This is a genomic window from Acidobacteriota bacterium, from assembly GCA_039028635.1.
GTDB lineage: Bacteria > Acidobacteriota > Thermoanaerobaculia > Multivoradales > JBCCEF01 > JBCCEF01.
Window position 1 is genome coordinate 103,611 of record JBCCHV010000010.1, and the last position, 23,392, is coordinate 127,002.

Below are 23,392 nucleotides of genomic sequence, written 5' to 3' on the forward strand. Positions count from 1 at the left end.
CCGCAGAAAAGTGAGGTTGGGGGTGGGGAGAGGGCTCGGACCGGAAAGACGAGAGCCCCGACTCCGCCGATGCCGTCACGGCTCGACGCAAACCTCCCAGGATCGGCGACTCCGAGGAGCAGTACCGGCCTCACTCCCGGGTTGCGCCGGGCTCTTGCACCGCTGAGGCGATTTTGCTAAGTTCTCGATCCCTGTGGCGCGTTCGTCTAGGGGTCTAGGACGCCGGCCTCTCACGCCGGTAACACGGGTTCGAATCCCGTACGCGCTACCACTCCTCGCTCCCTTTCAGTCGCTCTGAGTAGTACCCCGTACGGGCTTCGGTGTGCCCAATCGTCGAGCTACGCTCGACTCTTGGGCACGGCGAATCCTGGGGTGGGGCCGCATTCTTGATTGTCGAGCTACGCTCGACTCTTGGGCACGGCGAATCCTTGGGCGACGCGAACGGTTGCTCGCCAGACTACGCTCGACTCTTGGGCTCGGCGAACTTTGCCGTCCCCAACGACCGTTTGCCCTGCACCTCTGAAGTAAGCCTTGAACAACTAGATGGAGGTGTCTGTGATGCGAGCTCTCGCCGTGGTTTGTGTCTTGGTTCTACTGGGGACTGCTACTCCAATCGGGGCGGTGGGCCCTGGGGCGACTTCGGAATCGGATGCCGAGATTTCTCGTGTCGGCTCGATTGCCGACCTGTTCGACTCTTGGAGAAGGGACTTTGTTTCTCGCTTGCGGGCCATAGCCGATCATCTCCCGACAGACGTCGGGCCGAATGTCATCTCTCAGTCCCCGTTCTCGCATCTTCGCGACGCCGAAGCTGAAGATCCTTCTTCCGATGGACTGGCCGTCGGCTCGATGAGCGGTTTCGGTTCCGATCCGCTCTACACACCGCGATCGAACGACCTCCATGGCTGGCCGTACGCATTGCCGACGACCGGGGAATCTCCTTCGCCTTAGCAGGGCAGGGATAGAAAGGCGCTCAACCGTGGGCCCCGATGCTCAGGGTGTTGACTCGGCAGCGGGCACGGTCGAGGGCGGCGAACCTCCGTCGAGGAGCACGATGTCGACCTCTTGGGGCAGCACCTGCGGTTTCAAGAACGGCTACGCTCGCCTCTTGTGCATGGCGTTTGGGCACGGCGATTTCGGCCAAGGGTCGGGGACGTCCTCGATGGCAAGCCTAGGACGGAGGTTGGTGGCTCTCTTGTTCGATCTCCGTGTCAACGAGCTGATGGCTGGCGTGGTGGCGTAGGGCGTCGACTAGGGCGGTGATGGCGGGTCTCCGGCCGGCGTCTTTTCTCCAGACGGCGAAGACCTGGCGCTCGAGGGCTGGGACTACCGGAACGATGCGAACGCCCTCTGGCAGGGGACCGCGACCGAGGCGGGGGAGGACGGCGGCGCCCAGGCCGGCTTCTACGAGGGCGACTTGGGTGGCGTGCTCTAGGGCGGTGTGGACGATCTGGGGCTCAGTTCCGAGACCGCGCAGGGTGAGCACCAGCCAATGGTGGCAGATGGAGCCCTGCGGCCAGCTGATCCAGGCTTGGTCTTGGAACTCTTCGAGGCTCACCGATTCCCGCTCGGCCAAGGGGTGATCCAGAGGTAGAGCCAAGTCCGCGCAATCCGTGAAGAGGACTTCCCGAGTGAGGTCGTCCGAGATCTCCATGGGTGCGTTGGCCCAGGCGACGACGACGGAGAGGTCCAGCGTGCCCCGAATGACGCCGGTCAAGGCGTGCTCGGGCTCCAACTCCTGCAAGCTGACGGCAAGGCCGGGATGCCGATCCTGAAGATCGCGCAGAACCCTCGGGAGCAGGCTGCGGGCGGCGGTGGCGAAGGCCCCGAGGGTCAAGCTCCCGATGACGGCGCCTTTCTTCTCTTCCAGATCCGCCTCGGCCTGTTCCACCAGGGACAGGATGCGGTCGGCGTGGCTCACCAACAGACTGGCAGCATCGGTGAGGCGAACGCCACGGCCTTGCCGTTCCAGGAGCTTCTGGCCGGCTTCCGTTTCCAGCTTGCTCAGCTGCTGGGACACCGCCGAAGCGGTGAGGTAAAGGGCTTCGGCGGCTCCGCTGAGGGAGCCGTAGCGGGAGACGGCTTGCAGGATTCGGAGGCGATGGAGATCGAACACATTAGAAATTCTACATGAATATCGTAAGAATGTTTCGCTTGTCTTAATCTCGATCTGGCCTCATTCTGCTTGGGAACCGACGAGCGCCAAGAGAAGGCCGGAGAGCGAAATGCGAGCGGAAGAGAGCCGGAGAACCGAAAACGACCCATCGGAGCCTACGGCGCCCAACCGGCCCCGCCTTCTGGCAACTGCCGAAGGGACGTCCTCGAGGGCCTTTGGCCCAGGAGAATGGGCACGCCTGGTGGCCGTCGCGCTGATCTGGGGCTCTTCCTTTCTTTGGATCGATATCGGCCTCGAGAGCCTTCGCCCAGGGGTTATCGCCGCCAGCCGGCTGCTCCTCGGTGCTGCCGTGATCGCGTGCTTTCCCAGTGCTTGGAAGCCCGTCCGGCGCTCGGACCTGGGCTCCATCGCGTTGATGGGGATTCTCTGGATGGGCCTGCCTCTGGTTCTTTTTCCGATCGCTCAACAGTGGATCGACTCGGCCGTCGCGGGGATGGTCAATGGAGCAGTGCCCCTGGCCACCGCTGCCTGGGCCACCTTCTTGCTCAGGCGTCTTCCGGGGCCGAGTCAAGGGACCGGCCTCCTGGTGGGTTTCGGTGGAGTGGTCGCCATCGCCTGGCCGCAGCTCATGGCTTCGAGATCTACGGCCCTGGGAGTCGGCATGCTCGCATTCTCGGTCGTCCTCTACGGTCTGGCGGCCAACCTTGCCGTGCCGCTCCAGCAGCGCTACGGAGCCTTGCCCGTGCTCCTTCGGGCTCAGCTCATCTCCTTGGTGTTCGTCGTGCCCTTCGGCCTCGCTGATCTGGCGGGCTCGAGGTGGAACACCAAGTCCGTCCTGGCGATGTTTCCCTTGGGAGCCCTCAGCACGGGCCTCGCCTTCGTGATGATGATCGCCCTGGTCGGACGGGTGGGGAGCGCTCGCGGGTCCGTGCCCATCTACCTGGGAGCCCCTGTCGCGATGGTCCTCGGAGTCGTGTTCCTTGGAGAGTCGGTGCATCCCTCGGCGATTGCGGGTACGGCGCTGGTCATCCTGGGGGCCTGGTTGACCTCGCGCCGGGAGGAAAGGGGCACTCGGTCACAACAAGTCTTAAGAAGAACCTCGTGACCAGACCGGTCGAGCAACGCCAAGGATCTGGTCCCTCAGGGGAGATCAGGAACGGTTGAAAGGAAGGTCTGACCATGCAACGGAGATTTAACGAAAGAGCCCTATCTGCGGCCTTGAGGTGCTTGGCGCTGCTCGGCAGCCTCGGTTTGGCGGGATGTCTCGGCCTTTCGGGGAATCCGGAAGCGGCCCCCGAATCGCGTCTTTACTTCCACCAGACTCCGCCTCGACAAGTTCCCGAGATCTTTGCCCCGGGGGAGATCTCGCTTCCGGACCGTGGCGAGTTCGCTTCGGTGTTCTCGGCGGACGGAACGGAGCTCATCTTCGGCGTGAGTAACGGAAGGAGCGCCGAGATCCGCTCCACTCGATTGATCGGCGAGACCTGGACCGAGCCTCGGACGATCGTCTCTCACGAGCGCTACAGCTTCATGGACGCCGCCTTGTCTCCGGACGAAAAACGCCTCTACTACATCTCGAATCAGCCCCTCCGTGGCGAGGGCGAACCGAAGGACGTTGATCTCTGGTTCTCGGTTCGGACGGAAGACGGCTGGGGTCCGCCCCAAAACGCCGGCTCGCCGCTCAACTCCGATCAAAACGAGTACTACGTCTCGTTCACCGCCGAGGGAACCCTCTACTTCACGACCAATCGCGCCGCAGCCGAGGGGCAAGAATTCGATTTCGACATTCATGCAGCCCCCATGGTCGACGGAGAATTTCAACAACCGGTTCGACTCGGGGACAAGGTGAACTCCGAGGGCTATGACGGCGACGTCTTCGTGGCACCGGACGAGTCCTATCTCATCTTCTCCTCCAGTCGACCCGACGGCCTGGGCAACGGCGATCTCTACGTGAGCTTCCGAAAGGCAGACGGAGAATGGACGGAGGCGAAGAACATGGGACCCGGAATCAACACCGAAGGTCAGGACTACTGTCCTTTCGTCACCCGCGACGGTCGCTACCTCTTCTACACCAGCAACCGGGACATCTACTGGGTCGACGCGTCGATCCTCGACACCTACCGGACCCTTGAGCTCAACGGGATCCCCTAACAGAGGACCCTGCTCACCGAGGATCCTCACCAGCGCTCTGAAGGCAGTCTGGGCACTCGCCGCTCAACTGGACCATCGCCTTTCGGATCGACGCAGCCCACGGTCCGTCCATCGACATCGACGCGATGAGCTGCGCCGGCAGGCACGCGACGCGGCCGCAGTCCTCGCAGAAGAAGTGCGGGTGACGATGGCCGTCACCTTCTGCCCCGATGAGCGCGTAGCGATCGATACCGTCCGCGCGGCTCACCACGGGGGCGACGCTGGCGTCGCGAAGCTTCACGAGGTTCCGATAGATCGTCGCGGGATCCCAGTCCGTCTCGCCGAGTCGCTCGAGCACTTCGGTGTGGGAAAGCGGTCCCTGGGCTTCCGCAAGCACCCGGAGCACTGCCAGCCGCGGAGCCGTGGCCCGTAGAGCACTTCCGTGGAGCAGCTTTCGTGCCTCGTCTTTGGTGATGCTCATGGTCGATATGAGGTGCTCGGTCAGTCGATACGAGAATCATAGGCAAAGCGACTTGCATCTACAAGTCACTTGAATCTATGCTTAATGCAACCGACTTGCAGGAGCATCCTGCGTGCGAGACAGACGAAGAACTACATGAAAGTGGACCCTCGATGACACTGAACCAAAGACCCGGAGTCGACCTCCCACGCCTCCCCGTCACCGTCCTGTCCGGATTCCTCGGGGCCGGAAAGACCACGCTACTCAACCAGGTGCTCAACAACCGCGAGGGTCGCCGGATCGCGGTGATCGTGAATGACATGAGTGAGGTCAACATCGACGCAGCACTGGTGGAGCGCGGTGGAGCCGAGCTCTCGCGGACCGAAGAAACGCTGGTCGAGATGACGAACGGCTGTATCTGCTGCACCCTGCGGGAGGACCTTCTCGCCGAGGTCTCGCGGTTGGCGCAAGAGGGGCGATTCGACTACCTGCTCATCGAATCCACCGGCATCTCGGAGCCCATTCCGGTCGCTCAGACCTTCACCTTCGAGGATGAGCAAGGGGTGAGCCTGGGTGATGTCTCGCGCCTCGACACGATGGTCACCGTCGTCGACGCCGCCAGCTTCCTGAAGGACTACAACGCCGCCGAGGCGCTTCAGAACCGTGGTGAGTCGCTCGGTGAGGAGGATGAACGCACGGTCACCGACCTGCTGATCGATCAGGTCGAGTTCGCTGACGTCATCGTGCTCAACAAGCTCGATCTCGTCAGTGACAACCACGCCCTCGAGGTCGAGGCCATTCTGAGAGCCCTCAATCCCGGTGCCAAGATCTACCGGGCGACGCGAGGCAATCTGCCCCTCGAGCTCGTGCTCGACACCGGCTTGTTCGACTACGTCAAGGCCGAAAGCTCAGCCGGCTGGATCCGAGAGCTCCAGGGGGAGCACACGCCCGAGACCGAGGAGTACGGCATCTCGAGCTTCACCTTTCGGGCTTCGGCGCCGTTCGACGCTGAAAAGCTCTGGGCCTTCCTGAACGACGAAGAGGCCTGGCGCGGCGTGCTGCGATCGAAGGGCTTCTTTTGGGTCGCCGCCGATCATCGGATTGCCTATGAGTGGGCGCAGGCCGGCGGTATCAGCAACGTGAACCCCGCCGGAATGTGGTGGGCCGCCTTGCCGCGCGAGCATTGGGAACACCCCGAGGGTGCGCGGCCGGATCAGCAGCCCAACTGGCACCCACGCTACGGTGATCGTCACCAGGCGCTCGTCTTCATCGGCCAGCAGATGGACGAGGCGGCGATGCGAGCCCGACTGGCTGCGTGCCTGCTCGACGAGGGGCTCGCCTCCTGCGACAGTCAAGAATGGGCAGCGCTACCGAACCCCTTCCCGAAGCTTCAGATGATCGATAGCGTGGACGGTTGAACCCCAGGAAACCGAATCACTTCGACGGCAAAGTCGTCGTAGCTTTGCTGCAGGCCGAAGCGAATCCCCTCGATCACTCGGCCTGCAGCACCTCCGCCGGGTCGGCACCGATGGCGCGGAGGGCCGGTCCGAGGGCGGCCAGGAGCCCGACGATGGCCAATGTGACGGCGCCGGCGGCGAAGGCTCCGGGGTCCCAAGGGGCGACACCGAAGAGGACTCCTCGCAGTCCTTGCACCGCGACCAGGGCGGCCAGGGCCCCGGCCGCCACACCGACCGCCACCAAAATCAGGGCTTCCCGCAGGACCGCGGTGAGAACGTCGCGGCGGCGGGCGCCGAGGGCCATGCGCACACCGGTTTCGCGCCGCCGCTGCCGAACCAGGTAGGACATCACGCCAAAGACTCCGGTGGCGGCGAGCACCAGCGCCAGGGCCGAGAAGATGCCGAAGATGGTGCCCGTCAAGCGTTCCCGCCAAACGCTGTCGAGCACCCGCTGCTCGAGGGTGCGGAAATCCAACACCGGCTGGCCGGAGTCGACGCCGGCGACGACCTCGCGGACCGGTCCGTACAGCGCCTCGGCGGAGGCCGTGGTGCGAGCGAAGAAGTGTCCCCAGGCTTCGGGACGCTGGCGCAGCGGCCAATAGAGGTCGAAGCCCGGCTCTCCACTGGGGCCCTCGCGGCGCACGTCCCCGGCCACGCCGACCACCTCTTGCCAAGGCACCTCCTCCGGACTATCGCCCATCACCCGAATCCGCTTGCCCAGTGCCGAATCCCCCGGCCAAAGGCGCTCCGCCAGGCGTTGACTCACGATCGCCACCGAGGGCGCGTCGGCGTGGTCGCGCCGGTCGAAGGCTCGGCCGGTGACCAGTCGCACCCCCGCGACCTCGAAGTATTGATCACTGATCACTTGGTTGAAGGCATAGGGGTTGCTCTGAACCTCGACATCGTCTTGTCCCTCGGCCCGCACCAAGGAGCGGTCGACCCGTTCGATCCCGGTCAACGGAGGATTCGAGTTGAAGGCCGAACCCTGGACGCCGGGCAAGCCGAGCAATCCCTCGAGCACCTCGCGCTGAAACCTCTCGGCATCCTCGTCCGCGTAGGTCCAGGGAAGGGCGACTTTGAAGCTCGCCACGCCTTCCGTGCGGACACCGGAATCGACCGCCATCAGAGCGCGGAAGGTTCTCACCACCAGCCCCGCGGCGACCAGGAGCACGAGACAGAGAGCGACTTCCGAGACCACCAGAGCGCGGCGCGCCAACGTTTGACGACGGCCGGCGCTGCCGCCGCGACCGCCCTCCTTGAGAGCGTCGTGGAGGCGAGCCGAGGACACCCTCAGGGCCGGTACCAGCGACGCACCGAGACCCGCCACGAGGCTCAGCACGGCCGCCGCGATCAGCGCTCGCCCGTCGAGGGAGAGGTTCATCCACAAAGGCAAACGGTCGGCCAGAGCCAACCGCAGCAGGTTCAAGGCGGGCACGGCGGCGGCGAGCCCGACGACTCCGCCCACCGCCGCCAGCACCAGCCCCTCGCCGAGCACTTGAGCGGCCAGGCGCCGGCGGCCGGCACCCAAGGCCGCGCGCACCGCCATCTCACGATCGCGCGAGAGGGCCACGCCGAGGAGCAGGTTGGCGACGTTCACGCAGGCGATCAAGAGCACCGCCACAGTGGCGCCGAAGAGCAGAAACAGATAGGGCCGCACCGGACCCAGGAAGCGCTCCCGCAGCGGGCTGAGCTGCAACCCGACGCCGCGGTTGGTGTCGGGGTACTCCTGGGTCAGCCTTTGCCCCAAAGCGACGATCCCCTGGCGCGCCTCTTCGACCCCGACTCCGGAGGCCAAGCGGGCGACCGCCACCACCTGACGGGCATTGCGGTCTTCGATGTTCGGGAAGAAGCGACTGATGAAGATCGACCGGTAGATGGCGGTGTCTTCCGGAAACTCGAAGCCTTCGGGCAGGACCCCGTAGATCGTGTATGACGGCGTGTAGGTCGGCGAGGCGTCGAGGGCGACGGTGGTGCCGACGACATCCGGGCGACCCCCGAACTTGCGCTTCCAGACGCGATGGCCGAGGAGGATTCCGAAGTTGCGCTCACGGTCGAAGCTCTCCGGCCAGGGTTCGCCGTAGAGGAGATCGATCCCCAGCACCGAAATCAGATCGTGGGTCATCAGGATCGCCGGTAGCTTCTCTGCCTCGCCTTGCCCCGAGAGCGTGTAGGAGCTGTCCGGCAGGAAGGCCGCCACCTGTTGGAAAAGATCCCGCCGCTCCTCGAGGTCGGCGACCTCGCGCATCGCCAGCGGCCCCGCCTCGCCACCGCGGACCGCCTCCACCACCACCAGTCGATCGGGTTCGGCAAAGGGTAGAGGACGAAGGAGGATCGCGTCGATGGCGCTGAACACCGCTGCGTTGGCGCCGATGCCGAGAGCGAGGGTGAACACGATCAGAAGCGCCGCCCCAGGGCGCCGCCGGTATGGCCTTACCAAGGCTCCGAGCCAGGTGAAGAATCGTACGATCATCGGTCGACCTCGACTCCTTCGAATTGATAAACTTGCATATCAGTCATGGAACGATTGTCGATCCCCAATTCCGCCGCGGCAGAGGTTCTGCGCGCCCGCGAGACCACCCGGTGAGCACCCTGCCCGCTGCCGGATTCGAACAGGTCGACGCCGCGGCGCGACCGCACGGTCTCGCCGCCTATCTCGAGCTGGTCAATGAGCTGCCCGCCGTGCGCGCCTACCGCGAGCGGATGCAGCAGCAGCTCGATTTGCCCACCGGCGCTCGTGTGCTCGACGTCGGCTGCGGTACAGGCGCAGAAAGTGCCCGCCTCGCGACCCACGGATTGCGGACGATCGGAATGGACCTCAGCATCGGCCTGCTCGCGGCCGCGCGGAGCCGTGGCGGCGCGAAGCCCGACGGTCCCGCTCTGTCGGCAGGAGATGCCTTGGAGCTGCCGTTCTCTGACGCGTCCTTCGACGGCTGCCGAACGGAACGAGTGCTGCAGCACGTCGCCGACCCGGCCCGAGCCGTCGCCGAGCTGGTCCGCGTCTGCCGCCGCGGCGGCCGGGTGGCGATCAGCGAACCGGACTGGGGCACGCTGGCCATCGACCTCGACGACCAGGGGCTGACGAGGAAAGTGCTGGCGGCGGCCTGCGACCTGGTGCCTCAAGGCTGGATCGGTCGCCGATTGCCGGCGCTCATGCGCTCGGCCGGACTGGCGGAGGTGACCACCGAGGCTCATACCCTGGTGGTCGAGGGCTACGCCAGCGCCGATGCCCTGTTCGGCATCGCCAGCGCGCCGCTGCGAGCCCTCGAGGCGGACCACCTGACGCCGGAGGAGGTGGCGCGCTGGCTGACCGCTCTCGAGCGCCGGGAACAGCGCGGCCCCTTGGTCGCGTCGCTGACCGGCTTCACGGTCACCGGGCGGGTTCTCTAGCCCGACCTTCTCACCCGCCTTCGGCAGCGCCGGCCTGTGCGACCGCCTGGCCTTCATCGCTCGCGATCTCCTTCCGCAGCCAACGCCGCGAGCACGACCACCAGCTCGGAAAGGGTCGAGCCCTCGCGCTCCTCGCCAACGCCGTGGAGCTTCCAGCGGCGGACCTCGTCGTCGCCCTCGACCTCGACCCGCCGGTCGGCCTCGGCACCATCCAACCTCGCCTGATAGCCGAGGCGCTCGACGGCCCGCGCCGTCCAGGTGGCCAGGACACCCTCGCCGGCGACGGCGATCGAGTCGCGTTGCTCGGCGTCGAGGCGAAAGTTGCCGCTGGCGCGATCGAAGGTCAAGCCCTCGCTGGCGAAGGTGGACGCGAAGGCACCCTGCAGCACCAGCTCCTCCGGCACGCCGGAGGCGAAGGCGCCGCCCTTGGCGAGCAGCCAAACCCGATCGGCAGTGCGCAGAGAGAGCTCCAGGTCATGGCTGGAGACCAGAACTGCGGTGCCTTCTCGGCGCGCCAGCTCGCGCAGCAAGCGCATGGCTTCGACCCGCCGTGGCAGATCGAGGAAGGCGGTGATCTCGTCGAGCACGAGCACTGCCGGCTCCTGCGCCAAGGCACGGGCGATCATCACCTTCTGGCGCTCACCGTCGGAGAGCTCGGCAACACTGCGCTCCGCGAGCTCTTCGGCACCCGCCGAACGCAGGGCGCGATCGACCGCCGCGTGATCGCGCGCCGAGAGGCGGCCGTGCCAGGGCGTGAAGGGATAGCGCCCGAGCTCGACCACCGCCCGCGCCGTGAGCACTCCGACGGCCACCCGGTCGGTGAGGACGACGGCGAGCCGGCGAGCCCGGACGGAAGGAGGGAGATCGGCGAGGGCTTTGCCCTCCAGCTCCACCCTTCCGGCGAGAGGAGCCTGCATGCCGGTCAGCGAGCGCATCAGGGTCGACTTGCCCGCGCCATTGGGACCGAGCAGACAGACCAGCTCGCCGCGCCGCAGCTCGAGATCGAGCGGGCCGGCGATGACCGCCGATTCGCGTCCACGACTGCGATAGCCGACCGCCAGCTCTCGGGCGACGAGGGTCACGTCCGACCCGCTCATAGCTCGAGGCTCCTGAGATGGCGCCGCCGAAGAACCAGCCACAGAACGACCGGCGCACCGATCATCGAGGTCACCGTGTTGAGGTGCAGGAACTGCCGCGCCCACGGCAGGTGAGTGACCAGATCGGCGCCGAGGGCGAGGGTCGCCCCGACGAGCACCACCGCCGGCATCAGCACCCGGTGGTCGGAGGTGTTGAACAGCCCGCGGCAGAGATGCGGCACCGCCAGGCCGAGGAAGGCGATCGGGCCGCAAAACGCCGTCACCGAGCCGGTGAGCACCGCCGTCATGGCGAGGCAGAGCAGGCGCGCCCGCCCCACCCCGACGCCCAGACTGGTGGCGTAGCGCTCGCCGAGCAACAGCGCATTGAGCGGCTTGACCATGGCGAGCGCCCCCACCAGGCCGACCGCGGAAACCGGCATCAGCACTCCGATCTGATCCCAGGTCACCGACGCGAAGCTACCGTCGAGCCAGTTGAGCATCACCCGCACGTCGGTCTCGTCGATGAAGTGAAACAGCAGGCTGAGCAAGCTCTTGGCGATCGCCGCCATCATGATGCCGGCGACCAGCAGCGTCACCGTGCTCACCCGCCGCGCCACCACCGCCACCAGGGCGAGCATCAAGCATGCTCCCACCGTCGCGCCGAAGGCCAGGGACAGGTCGCCCAGGATGTGGAACGGGCCGAGACTCGCCAGCCCGGCGGACGACGCCGCCCACACGATCAATCCCACCCCGACCGAGGCGCCGTCGAGCACGCCGAGGACCCAGGGGCCGGCGAGCGGGTTGCGGAACAGGGTCTGGAGCAGCAGTCCGCAGACCGCCAGGGAGGCACCGCCGAAGATCGCCGTGACCGCCCGCGGAAGTCGAAATTCCCACACGATCTGCGCCCAGCTGGCGCGCTCCGGCGTCTCGCCGGCGAGAATGCTCACCACGTCGCCCAGGGGAATCCGCACCGAGCCGATGGTGACCTCCAACAGGAAGAGCGCCACCAGTCCGACGACCAGACCGAGGAAGATGACCGCGTTCAAGCCGATGCGGCGGCTGGCCGGGCGCGCCGGAGCGCGGTCCGCAGTCAGCGTCTCGCTCACGCCTCACCTCCCCTGGGCTCGAGCTGCGAGGGCGCATCGCCAAGCCGCCGGAAGAACACCAGCCGGTGATCGGGCAGGAGCTCGGGATGGAAGATACGGATCATGTCGGCGAGAACGAGATCGGGCTCGATCAGCATCCGATCATAGAACGGCGCCCGTCCCGGCTCCGGAGCATCGGCGTCGAAGCTGTAAAGCTCGCCCTGCTGGACGACCGGTAGGGCGGCGAGTCGCTGCTCCTGCGCCAACGCGTCGGAGAGGTTGCGGATGTTGGGCGGAACCCAGATCCAATGGTCGGCCTCGGCAGCGCGCTCGAAGGCCGAGATCAGCGGCACCTCGAACCAGTTGAGCGGCGTGTCTTCCTGCCAGAAGTACTCGCCGCCGGCGTCCGCGATCTGGCGCGCGAAAACATTGTCGGCACCGAAGACGTTCCAGGCGTCCTTGTCGAACCAATCGGTGACCACCACCGGCCGATGCCGGATGTCTTCAACTTCGGCAGCGAGTCGCTGATAGCGTTCTTCGATCCCGGCCAGGAGCTCGTTCGCGGCGCGCTCCCGATTGAAGAAGAGCGCCAGCCAGGCGACCCACTCGCTGGCGGCGAGGGGCGTCGCCTCGAGGTGCTGGGCGTCGAGCACCACCGGTGCCCCGACCGCTTCGAGCAAATGCTCGACCTCGTAATCGGCATAGGCGGTGAAGTTATCGACCACCAGACCGGCTTCGAGATCCAACAGACGCTCGACGTCGGTGTGGTGGAAGCGGCCGATCTCGACCAGCTCCCCGGACTCGACGCGGGCGAGCAGCGACGGAGTGGTCAAACGCTGGATGGTCCCGAGGCCCGTCAGATGGTCCGCTAGACCGAGCGCATCGACCGCTCCAGCCCACCCCGGGGGGGTGACCGCGAAGCGGGCGACGGGCACCTCGATCACCGTCCCCTGCGATGCCTCCGGTGCTGGCGTGCCGCACTGCACCAACACCCACCGGCGGACGCGCTCGGGATCGATCCGCGGCCGCAGCGTCACCACCTTGTAGTGGCCCCGGTACTCGACCTCGAGCTGCTCGGTGTGCCGGAACCGGACCTTTTCGGGGAAGTAGTCGGCAGCCGGATCGAAGTCCTCCACACAGCCATCGGCCAGGTTGGTGGTGCCATCGAAGGGTACCGCCGGCCAGACCGAGTGGGAGGGTATGGGAACAGCAGGGGCACAGCCGCCGGCCACCGCCATCACGACGGCAGCCAGCGACAGGGCCCGAACTAAAGACCCTTCCACGACAACTAGAAGCGGCCGCGCAGCGTCAGCATCACCGTTCGCGGCGCTCCGTAGTAGTTCGCGAGCGGCCCCTGACCGGCCTCGACATAGCGCTCATCGGTGAGATTTCGGCCGTTGAGCGCCAGCCCGTAGGAGCGGCCGCCAATCTCGGTCCGCAGCTCGACCGCGGCATGCACCAGCAGATAGTCGTCGAGGGTGAAGGGATCGAGGGCCAGCTCTCCGGCGCGGTCCCCGACGTAGAAGGCGCCGGCGCCCAGGCTCACACCGCCCCACCCGGTTTGCGGCAGATCGTAGTTCAGCCACAGGCTCGCCGTCTCTTCCGGCACGTTGACGAAGCGCGAGCCGACCGGACGCGAAGCGTCCTCGGTGATCTCCGACTCCCACAAGTAGCTGGCGCTGGCCACTGCGCGCAACCGGTCGCTCAGCCGGCCGGTGACGTCGATCTCGACGCCCTGGCTGCTCTGCTCGCCGATCGCCACCAGCAGCCGCGGATCGAAGGGATCACGGGTCGCGACATCGCTGCGCACCAGATCGAAAACGGCGCCGTTGACCGACAGGCGACCGTCCTTGGGCAGCCACTTGAAGCCCGCCTCGATCTGCTCGCCGCGTTCCGGGTCGAGGTAGTTGCCGAGCAGATCGGTGCGGCCGTTGGGCTCGAAGGACCGGGCGTAGCCGGCGAAGAGCGACAGCTCCGGCCGCGCCATCACGACCAGACCGAAGCGGGGGCTCACCGCCTCGTCCTCCATGGCGGGATCGAAGTCGGCGCCGCGCTCGAAGCGGAAGCTGGTGTCCAGGGTGTCCCAGCGCACGCCGGCGAGCGCCTTGACCCGCGGGCCGAAGTCGATCTGATCCTGCACGTAGACGCCGGTGAAGTCCTGCTCCTGTTCGAAGAAGAAGGGGCCGTCTTGATCCGGCGGCGCCGCCGGGAACGTCGGGTCGAGGACGTCGAGGGCCACGGAGCCACTGCTGAAGAAGCTGTCACCGCCGAAGTTGTCCCGCGCCACCTCGACCCCGAACAGCAGCGTATGGCGAACCGAGCCGGTGGCGGTATCCGCCAGCAACTCGAGCCGGCCGGTGTCCGTGCCGACGACATCGAAGTCATTCAAGTAGACCGCCCGCTGCGCGCTGCGGCCGTCCGGCGCGATATCGGTGAGGTAGTCGGCGAGGGTGAACTCTTCGTACTCCACCGTCTGAAGGTCGGCGCGCAGCTCGAAGGTGTCGCCGAGCAGGCGTTCGAAGCGGACGCCCAGAGTGCGGTTGCGGCGGTCGAACTCGGTCCAAGGCGCCGCCAGGTTGCGCTCCACCGGCAGCTCGAGCAGGCCGTCACCGGTGAGCAGCACACCGGTGGCGAAGACCGGCAGCGACTGCTCGTACTGCTCACCTTCGATGATCAAGCGCGTCGAGCCGTCCGGCTCCCACGACACCACCGGCGCGATCAGGGTTCGCTCGCCCTCGACCCGGTCGCGCCAGCTCTCGAAGTCTTGATGGGAGGCATTGAGCCGGTAGCGCCATGCGGACCCCTCGCCGAAGGGCCCACTGAGATCCACTCGTGCGCCGTAGTGGTCGTAGCTGCCGAGCTCGAGAGCGGCACTGCGGGCGACCTGCGGCAGCGGCTTGGCGGTGACCACATTGATCACTCCGCCCAGGGAGCCGGAGCCGTAGAGCACCGCCGCCGGTCCCTTCAACACCTCCAGCCGATCGACGTTGGCGAGGGGGGTCAGCCCGACGTTGCTGGCTCGGCGGTAGCCGTTGCGCAGCACCGGCTGCACCGAGAAACCGCGCAGGTAGAAACCGTCCTGGGTTCCCTGGAAACCGGTGTCCGGCACCGCGCCGCTGACGTTGCGCAGCATGTCGCCGACGGTCAGGGCACCCTGGCTCTCGCCGATCTCGATCGGCAGCACCTCGATCGACTGGGGGACCTCGAGAAGGGGAGTTTCGGTGCGGGTTGCGGTGACCGCTTGCAGAGAGCGATAGGGAACCGCGTCGCGGACGGTGATCTGCTCGGCCACCGCCACCGACAGCTCGACCTCGAGCTCGCTGGCCTGCGCTCCGTGACTCAGCTTCTGCCCAGTCGGCGAGAAGCCGCTGAGCTCGAACTCGAGGCGATGGTCGCCTTTCGGAACGGCGTCGAACCGGAAGGCGCCCCGCCGATCGGTGCTCGCCGTGCGCTCGCCGCCGTCGGCGAGCCGTAGGGTCACCCAAACTCCGGGGAGGGCGCCACCGGTGGCGTCGACGACGTTACCGGCAACGGGCATGGGCTCCTCGGCGACGACCGATAGCCCGAGACCAGCGATCAGGGTGAAGAACAATAGGAAGGTCATCAGACGGGAAGGGTTACTTCTAGACATCATGGACATCTCCGCTCAGTTGATGGAAACAGCACCGGCGGACGCCGGCGTATTGGAATCGGAGCCGGACGCGGCGCCAGGCCGCGGGGACTCCGCAGGATCAGGGATCAGCTCGATTCGGTGGACCGCCGGCCCCGGCAGCAGGGGCGTTGGCAGGCCCAGCTCCCAGGTCTCGTGGCCGGCGCCGTAGGACGCCGTTGCCGGGTGGCCGCCGGCGCCGCCGGGCATGTGGAAGAGGCCACGCTCCTCGCGCCCGGGCGCCACCACGATCCGCAGGGAGGAGCCGAAGGTCGGGTGCTGCACGCGCGGCACGAAGCTGTCGCCGGGCAACTGCCGCGGCGGCAAGTCCAGCCAGCGCCGCGCCGGCGGCAAGAACTGGCTCAAGGGATGACGCAGCTGGACCGTGTTGCGCCGACCCCAGGTGGCCCCGTCGAGGCCCTGCGGTCCGCGCGACAGCTCGTCGACGGCCGCTCTCGCGGTGCCCTCGAACAGCGCCTCCCAGCTCTCCCGGCCGGCGGGCACCAGGTGCTCAGGACGCTCGGAAATGACCCGCCAGAGCGGCAGCTCGTGGCGGGGAATGACCCCGCCGCTGGGAAAGCCCGGGTCCTCGGCGACAACCGGTCCGAGCAGCGAGTCGAGCACCTCGATGGCGATGCGGCGCCGGAAGTTCCGCACCAGCCGATAGCCGACCGAGTCGATCGCGGCGCGACCTCCCCAGTCGACGACGTGGCGGTGGGCGGCGGCGAGGGCCGGGTCGTCGGAGGCGGCCAGCGTGTCCGCCAGCAGGGCCTGCCAGCGGTCCAGTCGCCAGGCCCGGTCGTCGAGCATGAGCGCGAGGAGATCTTGCTCCCCGGCCGGCGACGGGAGGGCTCGCAGGCCGTCGCGGAGCTGGGCGGCTCGGGTGCCCGAGGAGTACCCGCCGTCGCCCAGGCTCGCGAGCCCTTCACCGCTCAGGTGGCGGTGGTTGGCGCTCCACAAGCGTCCGTCCGGGCCGGGTGCGAGACGCGGCTTGCGGAGCGGCGGCAGAAAGTTCCAAGCGGCCGGCGCCAGCTGCGCTCCGTCGACCGGAACTTCCGCCGAGGCACGGCTCTCCAGTCGGCCCGCAACGGTCCAGCCGACGGCGCCCGCGGCATCGGCCAGCAGCATGTTGAGCGCCGGTCCCGCGGCGGCGGCGGCGACGGCGAGACCGGCAGAGACATCATCAGCCTCCTCCAGCCGTCGCCAGTCCAGGCCGGCGGCGCCCGGCGCATGAGCATCCCAGCGCAGCGCCAGCAGATCGCCCTCGGGACCGGCGTCGAGCAACGGTCCCCAAGAAGTTTCGATCACCTCGACCTCACGGTCGCGGCCACCGCGCACACGCACCGTCTCGACCACCCTCCGCCAGCGCTGAGGACCGCGGGAGGTGAGATAGCTGTCGGGCTCGTTCCCCGGCTCGAGGCGAACCACATCGGTGGTGTCGGCGTAGGCGTTGGTCACCCCCCAGGCGAGGCGGCCGTTGCTCCCCACCACCACCAGCGGCAGGCCGGGCAGCGTGGCACCAACGAGCCGCCGTTCTCCATCGGGTCCATCGGGCCAGTGCAGCGCCAGGCGGTACCAGATGTTGGGCAAGCCGAGGGCGAGATGGACGTCAGCGGCGAGGAGAGCGCGACCGTCGGCGGTGTGGGAGCCGCCCAGGGCCAGCGCATTGCTGGCCGCGCGCTGGGCGACCTCGAGATCTCTCATGCCGGCATCGGCCGCCTCCGACTCCGCTTCCGGGCGGACTCCCGGGGGCGCGGTACCGGGTAGCGGCGGCTCCGGAAATCGGCTGCCGTCGAGGGCCGCCGAATCGACCTCGCCGGCGGCGAGCAGGAAGTCGGCGAGGGGCTCGGCGAGCAAGCTGCGGATACGGCCGCGGCCGCGGTCGAGCCAGCCCTCGGCGTCGTCCAGGTCGAGGTACATCGCGAACACCACCAGGTAGCTATCCGCCGGCCGCCAGGGCCGCGGCTCGACCCCGAGCAGGGCGTGCTCGAAGGGCGGGGTACCGAGATCGTCGAGACCGGCGGCGACACCGGCGGCGTACGCTTCGAGCAGCCGTCGCTCCTCGACCGGCGCCCGCTCCCACTGCCGCTCTGCCCGGGCGGCGAAGCGGTGCCGACGGACCGCGACATCGACCCATGCCACCGGCGGCCCGAGCACCTCGGCGATCTCTCCGGCGGCCCGCCGGCGCAGGAGGTCCATCTGGAAGAAGCGGTCCTGGGCATGTACGAAACCGGTGGCGTAGGCGGCGTCCAGGCGGCTCGCGGCTCGGATCGCCGGCACCCCGATGGCGTCCCGATCGATCGTGGCGGGCGCCTTCAGCCCGGGCGCCGACACCGCCCCTTCGAGCCGAGGAAGGCCGGAGCGCCAGGCACGAGAACCCCAGATCACGGCAACCGCCGAAACCAGTAGCAAGAGGACGAGGGCCGCCGCCGCGGCGCGACCGAGAAGGCGCCACCAGCGGCGGCGAGGGCGTTTGGAGGGCGCCGCGTTCATGCTGTCTCCCTTTCTTCCTGCCGCTCGGGAACGATCCGGCCGAGGGCGGCCAAGAGGCCGTCGAGGGCCGGACCACGGGTGACCTCGTGGTGATCGGCGTCGACAGCGAGAACTTCGAGGGCGTCGAGCGAACGGCGCCAGGCGTCGACCCCACCGCGAGCCACCATCGGGCCTCGGCGAGCCGCGACCAGCACCGCCGGCGGTCCGGGCGGATCCGCTTTGACGGCCGCCGCCGCTGCCACCGACGAGGTGAAGTCGTCACACCAACGTCGGAGCTGTGCCTCTCCACCGACCCCGATCAGATCGGCCGACGACGCCCAGGCGATCAACTCGTCCCAGGAGCTGAGCCGACTCTCTGGCGGCGGTGCTCCGGCGCTCTCGATCAGGAACTCGACGAACGCCGTGAGGGCGCCCCGCGGCGAAGGCGGGCGGAGCATTCCCGGCGGCGGCGCATCGAGCAGCACCAGGGCCCGCACCGGCGATCCGGCCGCGATCCGCCGGCGCGCCGTTTCGAAGGCGAGCAGGCCGCCGGCGGACCAGCCACCGAGCAAACAGGGCCCGCCGCCGGCCGCCGCCCGAGCCGCGGCCTCGAGGGCGGTGGCGACCTCCTCGGGACCCGCCGGCGCCGGCCGCAGGGCCCGCACCGGATGGCGTCCCCGGAGACCCTCGGCGAGGTCGAGATAGCTGGCGGCGCTGCCGCCGGGCGGTGGCACCAGGAGGAGCGGCAGGCCCTCGCCGGGAGCCAGCTCCACCCAGGGATCGGAGGTTTCTCCGGTGAGCCCGAGCTCGGCAGCCACCGCCGCCGGAGTGGGCGCCGCCAGGACCGTTTCCACGGCTACCAGCCGACCCTGCAGGGCGCCGATGCGCGCCGCCAGCCGGAATGCCGCGAGAGAGCTGCCGCCGGCCGCGAAGAAGTCGGTGTCGCGCCCGGCAGGCACTCCGAGGACGTCGCTCCACAGCGCCACCAGCTCCTGCTCGGCGAGGTCGCGCGCCGGTCGAGCGGAGATCTCCGGGGCGGGCAATCGGCCGCGATCGAGCTTGCCGTTGGCACTCAGGGGCAGCGCTTCGAGGGCGACCCATGCCGCCGGTACGAAAGCCGGCGGCAGGCGCTCACGGAGCCAGGCGCGGAGCACTTCCGGCTCGGCGCCGGCGCTGACGTAGGCGGTGAGCACGGGCTCGCCACCGACCTCTGGCGCGGCAACGGCGGCCTGCTGCACGCTCGGGTGAGCGAGGAGCGCCGCCTCCACCTCGCCAGGCTCGATGCGATGGCCTCGCACCTCGAGCTGATGATCGAAGCGGCCGAGAAAGTGAAGTCGGCCGTCGGCGAGATGTCGCACCCGATCGCCGGTCCGGTAGAGCCGCGCACCGGGCTCACCGCTCACCGCGTCCGGCATGAACGCCGCGGCCGTCAACCCGGGGCGCCCGAGGTAGCCGCGCGCCAGCGCCGCCCCGCCGAGGCACAGCTCACCAACGAATCCCGGCGGCACCGGAGCCAACCGGCGATCGAGGACGAAGGTCCGCACGTTCGCGATCGGCCGGCCCAGCGAGGGTGCCAACCGCCCGGCCGACGGTGCCGCCTCGACGACGCCGGCAGTCGCCGTCACCGTCGCCTCCGTCGGTCCATAGGAGTTGACCAGCAGCGGGGAAGGCGACGCCGGCCGCAGGCGCAGTCGATCGCCACCGGTCCAGAGACCGGTGGCGGGTAGACGGCGATCGCGCACCAGCTCCTCGGCGACGGCCGTCGGTACCCAGCACCAGGCCGGCTCCTCGGCGGCCAGGAACTCCGCCAGTCGACGCGGGTCGGTGCGGGCCTCCTCGGCCGGCAGGACCAAAGTGGCGCCGGCGGCGATGGCGGTCCAGATCTCCCAGGCGGTGACGTCGAAGGTGGTGCCGGCGACGTGAGTCAGCCGATCGCCGGGGGCGATGCGCCGGTGCGAGATCTGCCAGTCGACCAGCTCGGCGAGGCCGCCGTGGGTCACCATCACCCCTTTCGGCCGGCCGGTCGAGCCCGAGGTGTAGAAGAGGGCGGCGGCCTGTCCCGGGGGCGGCTGGGAGAACGACGCGGGAAGCGGCAAATCTGGGAGCCGATCCGGCAGGGGCTCGGCGTCCCGGCGCCGGGGCGGATCGAGGCGATGGGGCGGATCGAAGCGATGGGCTGCTTCCGCCGGTACCGTGCTGCCGGCGGCGGCGATCCACGCCACGGCGCCGGCGTCGGCCAGCAGGGCGACGATCCGCCGCCGCGGGTGCGCCGGGTCGAGGGGCAGGCAGACGCCGCCGGCGAGGAGGACGCCGAGCCATGACGCCACCAGAGGAGCGCCGCGCTCCAGGTACAGACCGACACAGGCCTCGGGTCCGACGCCGGCGCCTCGCAGGCGACGCGCCAGGTCGGCGGCCGCGGCGGTGAGCTCGCCGTAGGTCCAAACCTCCCCGCCGGCCTCGATCACCGCCGGCCGCTGAGGATCGCGCCGGGCCGCGGCCACCGCGCGCCGATGGACCGCTGCGATAGTGGTGGAAGGACGGAAGCCGCCGCTCCACTCGTGGAGGACGGCGTGGCGCTCCGCGGGCGCCAGCAGCGCCAGCTCCGTCCACCGCCGCCCGGGCTCGGTGAGTGCGCTCTGGATCAGGGTGCGCAGAGCGCGCAGCAACCGCTCGACGGTGGTCGTCTCGAAGCACGCCCGGTCGAAATCGACGGAGAGCTCCGGGCGCGCCCCCTCGAGGGCCACTCCCAGGGCCAGATCGAAGCGCGCCCGACGCTCGGCGGCGATCGGCTCGACCACCAGACGGCGCGCCGAGGCAGCGGGCTCGGGGCCGCCGCCGGTCAAGGTCACGTCCATCAGCGGCGGAGCACCGGAGCCTCCGAGCCCCTCGATCAAGAGATCCGCCGGCAGGTCGGCGCGGCCTTCGGCGGCCACCACCACCCGGCCGGCCGCGGCGATCACGCCGGCGGCGTCGAGATTGAAAGGTAGCGCCACCCGCAGCGGCACGAGGTCCGCCAGCATGCCGACGACGCCCGCGAGCCCGGGAAAGGGACGCCCGGCGACGGCCGTGCCGATCACCGCCTCGCTGACACCCCCCATCCGCGCCAGCCAGGCCGCCACGAATCCCAACGCCGCCGCAAAGGGGGTCGCCCCCGAGCGCCGCGCCAAGGCGGCCAAGGCCGGTCCTTCCGGCAGCGGCACGATCAGCTCTTCGGCGAGTCCTCGATCCCCGACCGGCGGCCGGTCGAAGGGGAGCTCCGGAGGCCGCGCGCCTTCGAAATCCCGGACCCAGGCCCGCACCCGGTCGGCGACCTGCCGGCTGCCCGCGTGGCGCTCCTGCCAGTACGCGAAGTCGGCGTACTGGAGGGCCACCGCGGGGAGCTCCGCCGGCTGTCCCCGCTCGCCCGCCGTCAATGCCTCCTCGAGCTCCCTCAGCAAGAGGTCGAGGGAGAGGCCGTCTCCGGAGATATGGTGCAGGGTCCAAACCAGAACCGGATCCCTGCCGCGGCGCTGGAAGAGCACCTCCCGCCGCGGTGGACGCGATTCGAGATCGAAAGGCCGGGTCGCCACCGCCGCCGCCGCCCGCCGCAACTCACCGTCCACGGCGTCCGGCGGCAAGGCCGAGAGATCGCAGCACGGCAACCGACGACGGCGGGCCGAGAGCACGACCTGCCGCGGTCCGTCGGCCGCTTCGCGGTAGACGGTGCGCAAGGCTTCATGGCGCTCGAGCACCAGCTCGACGGCCGCCTCCACCGTCGCCGGCGACGGCGCCCCGCGCAGCCGCAGGGCGGTGGCCAGGTGGTAAGCGGCCGAGTCGGGATGGCGTCGGTGGTGGAGCCAGAGGCGGCGCTGTGCGGCGGTCAACGGCGCCTCCGGGCCGCGCGCTGTCGGAGCCGGACCGGCGGGCGGAGCGAGCAGAGCCAGCAGGTCCGCCCGGGCGTCGCGCAGGCGCTCCTGCAGCTCGGCGCTCACCGCACCCCGCGGCGCGCGCAGGCGCAGGCGACCGTCCTCGGCGATGAGGTGGGCATCGAGGCGATTCAGCTCGGCGAGGAGCTCGACGGCGGTCAAATTTCCACCTCTTCCCAGTCCTCTTCTTGGGCGCCGGCGGGCACTGATTCCTCGCGGCGGCGGTCAGCGGCGCGGGCGATGGCGCGGACCGTGGGGCTCGCGAGCAGCTCACCCAGAGTCAAGTCCACGCCCATCCGCTCGCGCAGCAAAGCCGCCGCCCGGCCGGCGAGCAGAGAATGGCCGCCGAGCCGGAAGAAGTCGTCCTCGGCGGCAACCTCGGCCACCCCCAACAGCTCCGAGAACACCTCCGCTACCTGTCGCTCGCTGTCGTTCGCCGGAGGGGTCCGCCGCGGCGCCACCGCCGGCTCCTCGGGTCGCTCGTCGGCGGGCGCGTCAAGCCGGGCGCGCCAGGGAACGACCGAGTCATCGCCAACCGAGAAGAGCTGTGCGGTACCGCTCTCGAAGCGGTCGTGACGCCCGGCGGGGTCGTCGGTCATCGCCGCCAGCACTCGCGGGTAGAGAGCCGCCAGCGCCTCGGCCTGCAGGGAATCGAGCGTCTTGCCATCGACCGCCAGCTCACCGGAAAGGCCGCTGCCGGAGATCTGGGAGCGGAAGGTCGCGGACAGCGGCAGCTCGTTGGTCTCCTCTCCGGAAGCTGCCAGCACCTCGAAGCCGGCCACCTTCTCGGCCTCGCGCTGGACGTGGAAGTGAACGAAGTTGAAGACGTTGTCGAACAGCAGACCGCCGCGGCGCCGGACCAGCTCGGCGAGGGGGAAGCGCCGGTGCGGGATCATCTCGCCCTCGGCGGCGTGGACGCGCGCGATCAGGTCGCGCCAGCTCTCCGTGCGCAGGCGCAACGGGAAGGGCACCGTGTTGAGGAACAGGCCGAGGGCCCGTTCGCCGCCCTCCTCCTCGGGCCGGCCGTGAGTCACCAGCCCGGTCACCACATCGGTTGCGCCGCCGGCTTCGGCGAGACAGCGGAGGTGAGCCGTGAGCAGCACCGTGCGCACCGGCACCGCCAGCTCGACCGCCAGCTCGCGCACCGCGCGGGCGATCGAATCGGACAGCTCGATCGGGAGCTCTCGCCCTTCTCCGGCGGGCGCGCCGGCGGGGGCCGCGGGCAAGGCGGCGACTGGCGCGCCGGAGAGCCGCTCTCGCCAGTACTCCGCGCTCGCCGGGTCGGCCAGCGCCGCGCGCTCCAGCTCGACCGCCCGCCGCATCCCCACCGGCGGTGCCTCGGGCGGGGTTGCCGACGCGCCGGAAGCCAGGTCGTGGTAGAGGCGCAGCAGCTCGGTCAAGAACGAAGCGGCGCTCCAGCCGTCGAGAATGGCGTGGTGCTCGCACACGACGAGGCGCACTCGGCGCTCGTCCAAACGGTAAGCCTTGAGACGAATCAGCGGTGCCTGTTGGGGGTCGAAGCCGCGGGCGCGCTCGGCGGCGAGCAGCGCCTCGGCCGAAGGGGGATCGGACCCGGTGCCGACCTCGAGCGGAATCTCAGCCCAGCGGTGGACCACCTGCAGGGGCTGTTCGAAGCCGTGCAGGTGGAGCGACGTGCG

14 protein-coding genes and 1 tRNA gene are annotated in these 23,392 nt (G+C 69.0%); 5 read left to right on the forward strand and 10 right to left on the reverse strand.

Annotation, left to right across the window (positions count from 1 at the left end):
* Positions 1–195 precede the first annotated feature (195 nt).
* A tRNA-Glu gene (locus AAF604_06505) sits at positions 196–271 on the forward strand.
* 897 nt (positions 272–1,168) lie between these two features.
* Here the strand turns inward: AAF604_06505 and AAF604_06510 are convergent.
* A complete protein-coding gene (locus AAF604_06510; GenBank protein ID MEM7049290.1) occupies positions 1,169–2,113 on the reverse strand; it encodes a LysR family transcriptional regulator in 945 nt (314 codons plus the stop codon).
* Positions 2,114–2,354: 241 nt separating this feature from the next.
* On the opposite strand from AAF604_06510, the gene AAF604_06515 reads away from it, so the two are divergent.
* Positions 2,355–3,218, forward strand: a complete 864-nt coding sequence (locus AAF604_06515; GenBank protein MEM7049291.1) for a DMT family transporter — start codon at positions 2,355–2,357, stop codon at positions 3,216–3,218.
* A 113-nt stretch (positions 3,219–3,331) separates the two neighbouring features.
* Positions 3,332–4,264 carry a hypothetical protein gene (locus AAF604_06520; protein MEM7049292.1) on the forward strand — a complete coding sequence of 311 codons (933 nt, stop codon included), beginning with the start codon at positions 3,332–3,334 and terminating at the stop codon, positions 4,262–4,264.
* Between the two features lie 13 nt (positions 4,265–4,277).
* Here the strand turns inward: AAF604_06520 and AAF604_06525 are convergent, their stop codons facing one another.
* Positions 4,278–4,724, reverse strand: coding sequence for a Fur family transcriptional regulator (locus tag AAF604_06525; GenBank protein ID MEM7049293.1), 447 nt, complete (start codon positions 4,722–4,724; stop codon positions 4,278–4,280).
* Between the two features lie 152 nt (positions 4,725–4,876).
* On the opposite strand from AAF604_06525, the gene zigA reads away from it, so the two are divergent.
* Positions 4,877–6,121, forward strand: a complete 1,245-nt coding sequence (gene zigA, locus AAF604_06530; GenBank protein ID MEM7049294.1) for a zinc metallochaperone GTPase ZigA — start codon at positions 4,877–4,879, stop codon at positions 6,119–6,121.
* A gap of 73 nt (positions 6,122–6,194) precedes the next feature.
* Here zigA and AAF604_06535 read toward each other — a convergent pair whose 3' ends face one another.
* On the reverse strand, positions 6,195–8,630 hold the full coding sequence (locus AAF604_06535; GenBank protein MEM7049295.1) for an ABC transporter permease: 2,436 nt from the start codon (positions 8,628–8,630) through the stop codon (positions 6,195–6,197).
* Positions 8,631–8,740: 110 nt separating this feature from the next.
* Between AAF604_06535 and AAF604_06540 the strand changes: the two genes are divergently transcribed.
* The gene (locus tag AAF604_06540) at positions 8,741–9,547 is read left to right on the forward strand and encodes a methyltransferase domain-containing protein (protein ID MEM7049296.1); all 807 of its coding nucleotides are present in this window, start codon (positions 8,741–8,743) and stop codon (positions 9,545–9,547) included.
* A 53-nt stretch (positions 9,548–9,600) separates the two neighbouring features.
* On the opposite strand, the gene AAF604_06545 is transcribed toward AAF604_06540, so the two are convergent.
* From AAF604_06545 to AAF604_06575, 7 genes are all read right to left on the reverse strand, one after another.
* Positions 9,601–10,644, reverse strand: coding sequence for an ABC transporter ATP-binding protein (locus AAF604_06545; GenBank protein MEM7049297.1), 1,044 nt, complete (start codon positions 10,642–10,644; stop codon positions 9,601–9,603).
* Positions 10,641–11,729, reverse strand: a complete 1,089-nt coding sequence (locus AAF604_06550) for an iron ABC transporter permease (protein MEM7049298.1) — start codon at positions 11,727–11,729, stop codon at positions 10,641–10,643. The genes AAF604_06545 and AAF604_06550 overlap by 4 nt, the downstream gene beginning before the upstream one ends.
* Positions 11,726–12,991 carry an ABC transporter substrate-binding protein gene (locus AAF604_06555; protein MEM7049299.1) on the reverse strand — a complete coding sequence of 422 codons (1,266 nt, stop codon included), beginning with the start codon at positions 12,989–12,991 and terminating at the stop codon, positions 11,726–11,728. Before AAF604_06555 ends, AAF604_06550 begins: the two co-directional genes overlap by 4 nt.
* 5 nt (positions 12,992–12,996) lie before the next feature.
* Positions 12,997–15,342, reverse strand: a complete 2,346-nt coding sequence (locus tag AAF604_06560; protein ID MEM7049300.1) for a TonB-dependent siderophore receptor — start codon at positions 15,340–15,342, stop codon at positions 12,997–12,999.
* A 12-nt stretch (positions 15,343–15,354) separates the two neighbouring features.
* Complete coding sequence (locus AAF604_06565; protein MEM7049301.1) at positions 15,355–17,850, reverse strand: penicillin acylase family protein; 2,496 nt, start codon at positions 17,848–17,850, stop codon at positions 15,355–15,357.
* Positions 17,847–21,896, reverse strand: a complete 4,050-nt coding sequence (locus AAF604_06570; protein ID MEM7049302.1) for an amino acid adenylation domain-containing protein — start codon at positions 21,894–21,896, stop codon at positions 17,847–17,849. The genes AAF604_06565 and AAF604_06570 overlap by 4 nt, the downstream gene beginning before the upstream one ends.
* Positions 21,893–23,392: condensation domain-containing protein (locus AAF604_06575; GenBank protein ID MEM7049303.1), on the reverse strand; the 1,500-nt coding region annotated here is incomplete at its 5' end. The genes AAF604_06575 and AAF604_06570, both read right to left, overlap by 4 nt.

Bases quoted from the DNA above. Each gene is read 5' to 3' on its own strand.
- AAF604_06545 (MEM7049297.1), bottom strand. From the start codon at position 10,644: ATGAGCGGGTCGGACGTGACCCTCGTCGCCCGAGAGCTGGCGGTCGGC.
- AAF604_06565 (MEM7049301.1), bottom strand. From the start codon at position 17,850: ATGAACGCGGCGCCCTCCAAACGCCCTCGCCGCCGCTGGTGGCGCCTT.
- AAF604_06560 (MEM7049300.1), bottom strand. From the start codon at position 15,342: ATGATGTCTAGAAGTAACCCTTCCCGTCTGATGACCTTCCTATTGTTC.
- zigA (MEM7049294.1), top strand. From the start codon at position 4,877: ATGACACTGAACCAAAGACCCGGAGTCGACCTCCCACGCCTCCCCGTC.
- AAF604_06535 (MEM7049295.1), bottom strand. From the start codon at position 8,630: ATGATCGTACGATTCTTCACCTGGCTCGGAGCCTTGGTAAGGCCATAC.
- AAF604_06525 (MEM7049293.1), bottom strand. From the start codon at position 4,724: ATGAGCATCACCAAAGACGAGGCACGAAAGCTGCTCCACGGAAGTGCT.